This window comes from Lawsonibacter faecis (assembly GCF_014287675.1).
Lineage (GTDB): Bacteria > Bacillota > Clostridia > Oscillospirales > Oscillospiraceae > Pseudoflavonifractor > Pseudoflavonifractor faecis.
Genome location: NZ_JACOPQ010000005.1, coordinates 284,839 through 295,191, shown reverse-complemented (window position 1 = coordinate 295,191; position 10,353 = coordinate 284,839). Strand labels below are relative to the sequence as shown.

Here is a 10,353-nt window from a genome sequence, read left to right as displayed (position 1 = left end):
GTTGGTGTTGATTGCGGTGAGGGTCCACCCGTTCCCATCCCGAACACGGCAGTTAAGCTCACCTGCGCCGACAATACTTGGCTGGAGACGGCCTGGGAAGATAGGTAACGCCAACACAAGTGAGGGTCTGGTCTGACCGGACCAGACCCTTCTATATTCCTCCTTAGCTCAGTTGGTAGAGCATGCGGCTGTTAACCGCAGGGTCGTTGGTTCGAGTCCAACAGGGGGAGCCATAAAGAGCGGCTTGCCGCCACGTCTGCCGTGACGGCAAGCTCTTTTTATCTTCCCTTGGCTAGGGAACGGTGTATGGGCCTTTAGCTCAGTTGGTTAGAGCAGCCGGCTCATAACCGGCCGGTCCCGGGTTCGAGTCCCCGAAGGCCCACCACATAGGGGTATAGCTCAGCTGGTAGAGCATCGGTCTCCAAAACCGAGTGCCGAGGGTTCGAATCCTTCTGCCCCTGCCAGAAATCATTACAGCGACCGCTGTCTTTGATACAAAAGATGGCGCGGTAGTTCAGTTGGTTAGAACGCCGGCCTGTCACGCCGGAGGTCGAGGGTTCAAGTCCCTTCCGCGTCGCCATTGTTGGGTGCAATCGCGCCTGACACGCTGCTGTAGCTCAGGCGGTAGAGCGCATCCTTGGTAAGGATGAGGTCTCCAGTTCGAGTCTGGATAGCAGCTCCAAAAGCACCTGGAAACTAATGTTTCCAGGTGCTTTCTGTTTATGAAATTGAAAAGAATATTGGGCGGAATTATTTGACCCATACCGTGACCCACAATGCGGGAAAAGGGTCGGATACGGACAAAGACCACCGGGGCAGGAACTCCTGCCCCGGTGGTCTTTGATGGTTACATGACCTGGGACATAATGCTGCCCATGGCATGCGCAGCGGAGCGCAGGGCCTGCCGGGTGGCGTGGGAGGTGCGCAGGGTGAAGCCCGCGTCGTGGTGCCCCAGCGTAGCGGAGACCGTTTTGAATTGCTGCTGCAATACTCCTGTAAGAAAAAACAGACGGCGCAGTAGTCTTCGAGCAGGAGAAGCTGAACGCCGTCTGGGTTCGACCCTCGCGGCGCCACTCTACCGTGACCTCTGGCATGGACTTGGACAAGGAAGACCTCCGCCTCAGCTCAAAAAAGCTGGTTTTGCCGCTGTTGAGTAGGTTGATTGAAAAAAGCGTTCGTATTTACAGAAGGACTCTTTATGTGGTAGAGTAAAAAAACAAGAGGGGAGTGAGGGCTATGATCAAGCCCAGAGAAGCTTTGCGCACCAGCGAGCTGCTGCGCCGTCTGTTCCGCACGACCTCCTTTGACCGATTTTTGCAGGAGGAGGGGGACAGCGTGTCCATGCCGCCCTTCCACGAGTACCTCTGCAGGCTCTGCGGGGAGCGGGGAGAGGTGCGGGAGCACGTCATCCGCAGGGCCGACATTGAGCGCACTTACGGGCATCAGATCTTCCGCGGCATCCGCCAGCCCTCCCGGGATAAGGTCCTTCAGCTGGCCTTCGGCTTCCGGCTCAATCCGGAGGAGGCCCAGCGGCTGCTGACCGCCGCCCGGAAGCGGCAGCTCTACCCGAAGCTCCGCCGGGACGCCGCCATCCTCTACGGCCTCTCCCATAGGCTCGCCATCACCGAGGTGCAGGAGCTGCTGGAGCGGCAGGGCCTCACAATTCTGGGGGGCCTCGGCAATGACTGACCACCTCTCGGACTTCCTGGACGGCTTCTCCGGGGAGGACTACCCCGCCGGATTTCTCCAGCGCTATGAGCTCCTGGAGTACATGGGCCGGGGGCAGGACGGCGAAACCCTGCTGGTCCGGGACCGGACAGACGGCTCCCTGGCAGTGGCCCGGTGCGTCAGGGGCGGGGAGGCGGCTGCCGCCGGGGACGAGGGGGAGGTGCTCTCCCGGCTCTCCCACCCCGCCATCCCCCGCTTCCTGGGCCGGTTCGAGCAGGACGGCGTCCGCTGCATGGTGCGGGAGTACATGGAGGGGGCGCCCCTGGACGAGCTCACCAGGAACAGCCCCCTGGGCCGGGAGAAGGCGGTCTCCATCGCGGTGCAGCTCTGTGAGATCCTCACCTATCTGCACGGGCAGGAGCCGCCGGTCATCCACCGGGACATCAAGCCGCAGAACGTCATTCTCGCCCCCGGGGGCGGGGTCAGGCTCATCGACTTCGGTATCTCCCGCCAATACAGGGGGGATGCCGGGAGCGACACCGTCTGCCTGGGTACCCGGAGCTTCGCCCCGCCCGAGCAGTACGGCTACGCCGAGACCGACCAGCGGGCCGATATCTACGCCCTGGGGGTCCTGCTGCGCTATCTTCTCACCGGGTCCACCCGGGAGGGGGAGGGCGGCACGGGGGACCGGCGGCTGGACCGGGTCATCAGCAGGTGCACCGCCTTCGCCCCCCAGGATCGCTACCCCGCCGCCGGGGCGGTGGGGCATGCGCTCCGTCGGTGCGCCGGCGCTCACCGAAAGCGCTTTCGCGTCCTGGCCGGCCTGGTCCTGGCGGCGGTCTGCGGGCTGTTCCTCGGCTTTGCCGCAGGGCGGTACACCGACTTCGGCATGCCCCTGCTGAGCCGCCCCGGCGTGGCCTTCTCCGAGCCGCTCATCGAGGGGGCCGTCCGGGCCTCCCTGGGGGTGGACGAGTCCTTTCGGCTCACGCCGGAGCTGGTGGGCGGCGTGGAGCTGCTCTACCTGGCGGGGAACACGCCCTGCGCGAATATCGACACTTTCTTGCAGGAGGTGGACGCCTGGCAGGGGGACCCGGCGGAGGAAGTGCGGGGACACGTCTCCGACCTCTCGGACCTGGCGATGATGCCCCGGCTGCGGCATCTGGGCATCGCGGGGAACGACCTTGCCGACGTGGGCGCCGTGGCCGGCCTGAAAGACCTGGACTGGCTGGAGCTGATTCAAAACCACATCTCCGTTCTCCCGGACCTCTCCGGCCTGGAGCACCTGACCTACGTGGGGCTGGACAGCAATCCCCTGGGGGACATCACTCCCCTTGCGCAGCTCCCCGCTCTCACGTCCGTCAACCTGAACGGCCTCACGGCGGAGGTGGACGGCGCTCAGCTGGAGGTCCTTCGGGACGAGGGCTGGGAGGGGCTCTTCCTGAACGGCGACAACGACTTTTACCGTCATCTTGCCGTCAAGACCGTCAAGACCCTCCACCTCTACAACTCCCCCATGACCGACCTCTCCGTCCTGGCGGGGGTGAGCGGCCTGCGGGAGCTGAACCTCTGCGGCAGCCGGTTGACGACGCTGGAGGGGATCGGCGTCCACAGCGGCCTTGAAATTCTGGACCTGCGGGACACCCTGGTGTCCGACCTCACCCCCCTGCTGGACCTGCCCAACCTACAGACCCTCTGGCTGGAGGAGCGGCAGGAGCCCCTCGCCGCCGTCCTGGCGGACAAGCCGGGGCTTACCATCCAATACGGCTGATCCACTGAAGGGAATGCGGAATGTGTGCTGCGCGGCACACCTATTCCGCATTCCCGTTTGTTATAATTTGATTCTGAGCAGTCCCGTGCTTTTGCCGGAAGTGACCTTTTCGGGGACACACAATGGCAGAAATGTGAAAGGGGAATTTTATCATGCGCAGAATCAAGAAATGTCTCGCTTCCCTTATGGCGGCCTGTCTCCTGCTGGGCCTGGCCGTCCTCCCGGCCAGCGGCGCGGCGGCGGACTACCCCGATCTCCCGCCGGCAGGGGTCTGGTCCCACGACGCTCTGACGGCCGCGGTGGACAACGGCCTCCTCCGGGGGACGGACGGAAAGCTGCTGCCAGACGGCCTCCTGACCCGCTCCCAGATGGCGGCGGTGATCAACCGGGCCTTCGGCGCGGTGGAGAAGGCCGGCCTATCCGGCTATACCGACGTGGCCGCCGGCGCCTGGTACCGGGAGGACATGGCACTGGCCGTGGGCATGAAGACCCTCTCCGGCGACGGGGCGGGCAGGCTCTCCCCCGAGGCCCTGGCCACCCGTGAGGCCGTCTTCACCGTGCTGGCCCGGGCCATACGCCTGCCGAACGGGGACGGCGCGGCCCTGGCGGGCTATGCCGATGCCTCCCAGGTCTCCTCCTGGGCCAGGGGCCCCGTGGCCGCCATGGTGGCCGGGGGGTACGTACAGGGCTCCGGGAACCTCCTGAATCCCCAGGGCAATATGACCCGGGCGGAGTATGCCCAGGTGCTCTACAACCTGCTGGGCGGCTATATCGGCGCGGCGGGCGTCTACACCGAGATCCCCGAGGGCAACGTGATGGTCAACGTCCCGGGGGTCACCCTCAAGGGGGTCACCGTTGCCGGCGACCTCATCGTGGGCGACGGCGTGGCAGACGGCGACCTGGTGCTGGACGGCGTCACCGTCCAGGGCCGGCTGGTGGTCCGGGGCGGGGGCGGGCACTCCATCCGCATCGTGAACAAGAGCAGCGTGGGCAGCGTGGTGGTGGGCAAGACCTCCTCCGGCGGCGTGCGGGTCCTGGCTGAGCGGGGCTGCCGGGTGGAGCTGGTCCAGGTGGACGACGGGAAGGACGACGTCATCCTGGAGGGCGCGTTCAACGCCGTCGCCGTGGAGAGCGCCGTCCCCGTGGTGCTCCAGGACGCGGTGGTCACCGAGCTGGCCGTGAAGGCCGCCGGGGCCGAGGTGTCCCTGGAGGGCAAGAGCACTGTCGCCACCGCCAGGGTGGAGGAGAAGGCCGAGGGCGCGGCCCTGACCGTGGCCAGAGAATCCGTGGTGGCCAAGGTGGAGAGCGCGGCCCCCAAGGCGGCCATTACCGGCGAGGGCAAGGTCACCGAAGCGGTGGTCAGCGGCAGCGGCACCAAGGTGGACACCGCCGGCACCACCCTCACTGTGGACAAGAACGCCACCGGCGTCACCGCCGGGGACAAGGCGGTCTCCGGCGGCACCACTACCGTGACGGCCCCCAAGGAGGACAACAAGCCCTCCGGCGGCGGGAGCAGCGGCCCCTCCTACTATACCGCCACCGTCAACGACGCCGACGGCTTCATCGCCGCCGCGGAGGACGCGTACTGCAACGGTATGGTGGTGGACGGCATCTTTACCCTCAGTGAGTACAACGCGGAGCTGACCAAGCCCCTCACCGTCAACACGGGCAAAAACCTCACCCTGAATCATGGCGCGGCCCTCTTCCTCTCCGGGAACACCCTCACCGTCAACGGCGCCCTGACCCTCGGGGAGGGCGGCTATCTCCGCCTGGGCTCCGTCTGGGACGCCGCCGGCGTGACCCTGGTAAACAAGGGAACCATTTCCATTGCGGCAAACGGCGAGCTGGAGGTCAGCCCCTTCTGCACCGTGGCGGAGCAGGGGACCGTCGCCGTCGCGGACGGCGGCATCCTGAACGGCGTGGATGTTTACCCCATGGGCGGGGAGGAGGCGCCCCAGACCTGCCCTGGACTTACCACCGGCTATACCCGCTACTCCGCCATGGCAAACGTGATGGCGGGGATTAAGAAGGCTGTCGGGACAGAGATCGGCAGTAAGGCCAAGTACAGTTCCTACTACCTGTTCCACAACTACAGCGAAGAGGGCAGGTGGACGGTGGAGCTGACCGAGGATTTCTCCATCCCCGCGGGCGCCCGCTTCTACGTGACCGACAATATCATCCTGCCCATCCCCAGCGGCAGGACCTTCACCATCCCGTCGGGGGCCCACCTGGATATCGCGGGTACCATGGAGATCCAGAGCGGCGGCAAGCTGATCAACAACGGCACCTACCGGCTGGCCTCCATTGGCAAACTGATAAACGACGGAACCATCGAAGGCAGCGGCACCCACTCCGCCGCCTACACTGTCCACGACCAGGCCGAGTGGGAGAAGGCAGCGGCGGATATTGCCAACTGCACGCTCATCGTCGTGGACGCGGGCCAGAACACCATTGAGGTCAAGAATAACCTCACCAAGAGCGGCCAGTACCAGCTCTTCATCAACTCCGGCACCCTGACCGTGCCCAACAGCGTCACCCTCACCCTCACCGACTGGGCCGAGGTGCGGGAGGGCGGAACCCTCACCGTGGAGAAGGGCGGAGCACTGGTCTTGAGTGCGGTTACGGACGGCCTGACCAGCGGCCTCAAGGTGGACGGCGCACTGAACAACGCCGGGACTCTCACCGTCGGCGCGGAAGGCGGCCTGCTCATCTTTGGGGACGGGGCCCTGAGCAACACCGGGACCCTCACCCTCTCCTCGCCGGACGCCTACCTCGGGCTGGACGGTCACATGGAAAACGGGGGCGCCCTGGCTATTCAGGCCAACGCCGGCATGGATATCAACGAGGGCGGCGTCCTCCACAACAGCGGCGCCGTCAGTCTCGCGGCGGGGGACGAAGATGGGGGGAACAGAGGCTTCCTGTTCCTAAAAAACGGCAGCATTACCGGCACGAAGATCGACGGCATTGAAATCGTGGACCGCTACGACGACCAGACGCGCACCCCAGGTCAGTTCCCCCACGGAACCGCTTACGGCGACTACCGCGCCGAGGTATGGACCGAGGCGGGCCTCAAGGCCGCCATGGCCTCCAACAAGGACTACACCCACTGCGAGGTGGGCCGGGACTGGAGCGAAGACGGGTCGCCCATGCCCACAACCCTCATCCTCAGTTCCCCCACCACGCTTGAAAAGCCCCTGGACGTGGGCGCGGGCGTCACCCTGACGGCAAACGGCAACCTCACAGTGGAGAAACACCTGGGCGTCAGCGACGGCGGCAAGCTGGTGCTGGGCGCAAACGCCAACCTGCTCCTGACGACAGAGGGCTGCGACCTTTATATCGGCCCGGACGGCACCCTGGACGCCGACGGGATGGTTACCGTGGGCGACTCGGAGAACCACGCCAACGTTAGAGTGGAGGGTACGGGTGCTCTCACCCTCACCGGGAGGCTGGACATTGCCCAGGAGAGCAGCCTGGAGGTCTGCGGCGGCACCCTCGCGCTGAAGGGCACGGCTGTCCTCAAAAACAACGGTTACTTCGGCCTCCTCCGGGGCGCGGCCCTTACCAAGTCGGAGGGCGCGGCCATCCACAACGCCGACTATATGCAGGTGGTGGACGAGTACGGCCCGGATAGCGGGAACAAGACGGTCTCGCTCCCGGCGGGGAAGTTTTTCACCAATGACTCCAACTGGTACGAGCACAACGCCTATATCTACAGTGGCGCGGGCATGACCGCCGCCTTCGAAAGCGGCACGGTCTACGACTACTACCACCTCCGCGCCGACATTACCCTGAACTCCAATCTTGAACTGAAGGGCAGACAGCTGCGCATCGACCGCACCGACTACGACCCGGAGATGAACGGCGATGCGCCCGTGACCCTCACCGTTCCCCAGAACCTGACCCTCACCCTCAACAGCGGCAAGTTCACGCCCCGCGGCGGGAATGAATATGACCGCGGCGGCCTCATCGAGGTTAACGGCGGCGGCAGTGCCCTGGTGGTTAACGGGACCCTGAACTTTGACGGCCCGGACGACACCGTGATCGTCTGGGAGGGCTCCAGCCTGAGCGGCGCGGGGACCATTACGCCGAACGCCGAGGAAGAAAATCACAACCCAACCCCCATCTGTGCCCGGGACATGATGAACGGCAATGGCAGTGCGAATGAAGATGCAAAGGCGGCCGTCGCCGAGAAATTTAACACGCTGGTCCGCCGGGAGGCCCTGGCCGTCAGCGGGGCCGATTTCGCCGCCGCGAACGAAGCGAACAGCGGCTATGACGCCATTATCATTCTCAACGATAAGACGTGCGACCTGAACGATCTCACGGAAAAGGCGGCACTCACCCTAAACAGGGACGTGGAGATCTACTGGGGCGGCAAGCTCGTCATACCGGAGGGGATGACCTTCACCATTGCCGAGGACCACTATTTCTACCTCGCCGGCGACCTCTGGGTAAATGGTGCGCTGGTCAACCGCGGCAGCTTCAACCAGGACGGGGAGGGGAACATCTCCGGCAGCGGTACCCTCACGAACACGGAGGGGGGAATCGTGGAGGGCGCCTTCTCTCCCGATCAGTGGACGGGACTGCCGGAGCGGGCGCTTGCCACAGGGTTTTAATCAGCAAATTATTCAGCACTTCATATTCTCCTGCTGAGCTGCCATGAAGCATAACGACAACAACCGCCGCATCAAAGCAAAGGGCTTGCTGCCTGCAATACGCAGGCAGCAAGCCCTTTTGAGTGTCAATACCCGGGGTGGTCTGCTTTCAGCCCCTTATACCAATCGGTCCGCAATCTTCTTCGGGGAGCTTTGAATGGGGCGCTCCTTCAGCGACTGCCCGGCATGCTGGAGTTCTTTGCCGGGGCGGCGGCCGCGGCGGTATCCACACGGGTGCTCCAGACGCTCCACGACCGGTATAATCCGCCGGATGACATTTTCCTAAATGGATAATGAGCATAGAAACGCCCTGCGGCCGCGGCTCAGAGCAGATTTTGTACCAACAGCCCGAAGACAAAGGTAACGGCGGCGGTAATAACGGTAGTGACAACCACCTCCCACCGCTTAACGGGCCGTTCCTCAAGCTTGGTCACTTTAGCGTCCAGCCGCTCCACGGTCTCAGTGAGCTGCCCCTGTTTGGCCGCCATCACCTCAATGGAGGTGGCCAAGCGGGTCAGGGCCTCGTTGCTCTGCTCAAGCTTGTCAATGCGGCGGGTATTGCTCCTGGCACGCTGATCGACCTCCGCTACTTTAATTGCGACCTCCTCCAAGTTTAGCCCTCCTTGGTAAGCTGCTTATACACCTGATTGATACCCGTGGCCGCGAGGCCGGAGACGATGCCCACGGCAGCGGCGGTCATGTAGTCCGTGGCCGGGAACTCCGGCATGACGAACATGCCCAGCACGCCCAGCGCGCCGCCCGCCACGCCCACGATGACGGGGATATACTTGTTGTCCAGCCCGGTCGCCTTGACGAGCTGCCCCACCAGAAAGCAGATGACCGTGATGACGGCCACCCCGCCGATGCCCAGAGAAGAAATATCCATACTATGTACCTCCTTTAATCCAGCAGTCCCAGCCGGTCCAGCACCACGGCCAGCTCCTGCCGGGTAACGCCGTCTGCGGGCCTCGTGCCGTCCATCACGCCCTTGCCCATGGCCTTCCGCCACGCCTCAGCGGCCCAATCTGCCGCGGGGGTGTCCGTGGTCCCGGCAGGCTTTTCAGCCACCCAGGGGAGGCCCAGGAAGTCCAGAATGCCCCTTGCGTCGGCCTCAGCCAGCTTCACCCGGTAGTCGCCGGTTTTCATCAGCGCCGTGTCCTCCCGGCTGGTGTGGAATCCGTGCTCAATTATCATTGCGGGCGCGGTTGTTCCTTTGAGCACCGCATAGGCCGCGTTGTGCTCCAGCCCGCCGCCACGGATGGCTATCCCGGCCTCCCGAACCCGCTTGAGCACCGCTCTGGCCGCAACGTTCCGCGCGGCCGTCTCAGGCCCGGCGCTGGTGTAGATAAGATACCCGCTTGGGCTGGTCCAGTTCTTCCCGTCTCCGCTGGCGTTGGAGTGGAGGGACACGAACAGGTCCGCCCCCGCCCTGTTGGAGATGCCGCACCGCTCCGTCAGCGAGGGGTAGCCCGCCCCGTCACGGGTCATGACCACCGTCACCCCGCACCGCTCCAGGTGGGCCCTCACCCTCTGACTCATGTCCCACGCAAATTCATGCTCTTTGTAGCTCCCATCCGGGGAGCCGTTCACGCATCCCGGACCGTGGCCGGGGTCCAGGCACACTTTCTTATTCACGGGCTTGTCCTCCTCTTTCTGCGGCTTGAGCCACACGCACAGATAACTGTATACCTTCCGCGAGGAGCGGGTGGCCTCCCCGCCCCCAAAGTCGCATTGGGAGCTGCCGCCGCCGTCCACATAAATAGCCGTCTCGGCTCCCAGCCGCCGCAGCTCGCCCTGCACCTCCTCCAGCGTGGCCGCGTCCCTCGTGCCGTCCCCGGAGCAGTAGAGGATGAGCTTGTCCCCCGTGTGCGCAATAGCCGTCCTGCCGCGGGTGCCGCCCAGTTCCCCCTTCGGGTCATAGGGGATGCTCCCAGTGTCGCTCACCATGGGGCTGAGTAGCTCCACCCCGGCGATATAATTCAGCCGGGTATCGGCGGGCAGAGCCTCCATGCGGATATCCGCACCGTTGTTCCAGGCGAAGCCCCAGCACCCCCAGGGCGCACGCGCCAGCACCTTCCCGTCCGCCTTCAGGTGATGGGTGGGCTTGCCGTTCCCGCCGTAGAACCCGGCGTTCATGGCGTAGTCGCATCCGGTGTCCCGCTTTACCTGGGAGACCAGCCGCCCGCCACCCTGCACGATGGATATCCGCTCTATCTGAGTAAGCGGGATGGTCTTGATGTGTTTGCTCATCGCCTTGTCTCC

General features: G+C 64.5%; 7 protein-coding genes, 5 tRNA genes and 1 rRNA gene. 9 read left to right on the top strand and 4 right to left on the bottom strand.

Going from position 1 to position 10,353, the window contains the following annotated elements; genetic code table 11:
• The 6 genes from rrf (at position 1) to H8S62_RS08780 (ending at position 682) form a co-directional block, all read left to right on the top strand.
• Positions 1-116 (top strand): 5S ribosomal RNA (gene rrf, locus H8S62_RS08805).
• A gap of 41 nt (positions 117-157) precedes the next feature.
• Positions 158-233: transfer RNA gene (locus H8S62_RS08800), tRNA-Asn, on the top strand.
• A gap of 75 nt (positions 234-308) precedes the next feature.
• Positions 309-385 (top strand) — tRNA-Ile (locus H8S62_RS08795).
• 3 nt (positions 386-388) lie between these two features.
• Positions 389-464 (top strand) — tRNA-Trp (locus tag H8S62_RS08790).
• Between the two features lie 39 nt (positions 465-503).
• A tRNA-Asp gene (locus tag H8S62_RS08785) sits at positions 504-580 on the top strand.
• Between the two features lie 26 nt (positions 581-606).
• A tRNA-Thr gene (locus H8S62_RS08780) sits at positions 607-682 on the top strand.
• Between the two features lie 165 nt (positions 683-847).
• On the opposite strand, the gene H8S62_RS08775 is transcribed toward H8S62_RS08780, so the two are convergent.
• The gene (locus H8S62_RS08775) at positions 848-988 is read right to left on the bottom strand and encodes a hypothetical protein (RefSeq protein WP_186919051.1); all 141 of its coding nucleotides are present in this window, start codon (positions 986-988) and stop codon (positions 848-850) included.
• Between the two features lie 248 nt (positions 989-1,236).
• Between H8S62_RS08775 and H8S62_RS08770 the strand changes: the two genes are divergently transcribed.
• The 3 genes from H8S62_RS08770 to H8S62_RS08760 all read left to right on the top strand — a co-directional run bounded on the left by H8S62_RS08770 (position 1,237) and on the right by H8S62_RS08760 (position 8,052).
• Positions 1,237-1,689: an XRE family transcriptional regulator gene (locus H8S62_RS08770; RefSeq protein ID WP_186919050.1), complete on the top strand. Its 453-nt coding sequence runs from the start codon at positions 1,237-1,239 to the stop codon at positions 1,687-1,689.
• A complete protein-coding gene (locus tag H8S62_RS08765) occupies positions 1,682-3,436 on the top strand; it encodes a protein kinase domain-containing protein (RefSeq protein ID WP_186919049.1) in 1,755 nt (584 codons plus the stop codon). The genes H8S62_RS08770 and H8S62_RS08765 overlap by 8 nt, the downstream gene beginning before the upstream one ends.
• 152 nt (positions 3,437-3,588) lie before the next feature.
• A complete protein-coding gene (locus tag H8S62_RS08760) occupies positions 3,589-8,052 on the top strand; it encodes an S-layer homology domain-containing protein (RefSeq protein WP_186919048.1) in 4,464 nt (1,487 codons plus the stop codon).
• Between the two features lie 362 nt (positions 8,053-8,414).
• Here the strand turns inward: H8S62_RS08760 and H8S62_RS08755 are convergent, their stop codons facing one another.
• Genes H8S62_RS08755 through H8S62_RS08745 form a run of 3 tightly spaced genes read right to left on the bottom strand, consistent with a single transcriptional unit; the run spans position 8,415 to position 10,341 of the window.
• Complete coding sequence (locus H8S62_RS08755; protein ID WP_186919047.1) at positions 8,415-8,702, bottom strand: hypothetical protein; 288 nt, start codon at positions 8,700-8,702, stop codon at positions 8,415-8,417.
• Between the two features lie 2 nt (positions 8,703-8,704).
• On the bottom strand, positions 8,705-8,977 hold the full coding sequence (locus H8S62_RS08750) for a phage holin family protein (protein ID WP_186919046.1): 273 nt from the start codon (positions 8,975-8,977) through the stop codon (positions 8,705-8,707).
• 14 nt (positions 8,978-8,991) lie between these two features.
• A complete protein-coding gene (locus tag H8S62_RS08745; RefSeq protein ID WP_186919045.1) occupies positions 8,992-10,341 on the bottom strand; it encodes an N-acetylmuramoyl-L-alanine amidase in 1,350 nt (449 codons plus the stop codon).
• Between the last annotated feature and the right edge of the window lie 12 nt (positions 10,342-10,353).

Coding starts and splice junctions, on each gene's coding strand:
- H8S62_RS08770 (WP_186919050.1), top strand. CDS start 1,237: ATGATCAAGCCCAGAGAAGCTTTGCGCACCAGCGAGCTGCTGCGCCGT.
- H8S62_RS08765 (WP_186919049.1), top strand. CDS start 1,682: ATGACTGACCACCTCTCGGACTTCCTGGACGGCTTCTCCGGGGAGGAC.
- H8S62_RS08760 (WP_186919048.1), top strand. CDS start 3,589: ATGCGCAGAATCAAGAAATGTCTCGCTTCCCTTATGGCGGCCTGTCTC.
- H8S62_RS08750 (WP_186919046.1), bottom strand. CDS start 8,977: ATGGATATTTCTTCTCTGGGCATCGGCGGGGTGGCCGTCATCACGGTC.
- H8S62_RS08745 (WP_186919045.1), bottom strand. CDS start 10,341: ATGAGCAAACACATCAAGACCATCCCGCTTACTCAGATAGAGCGGATA.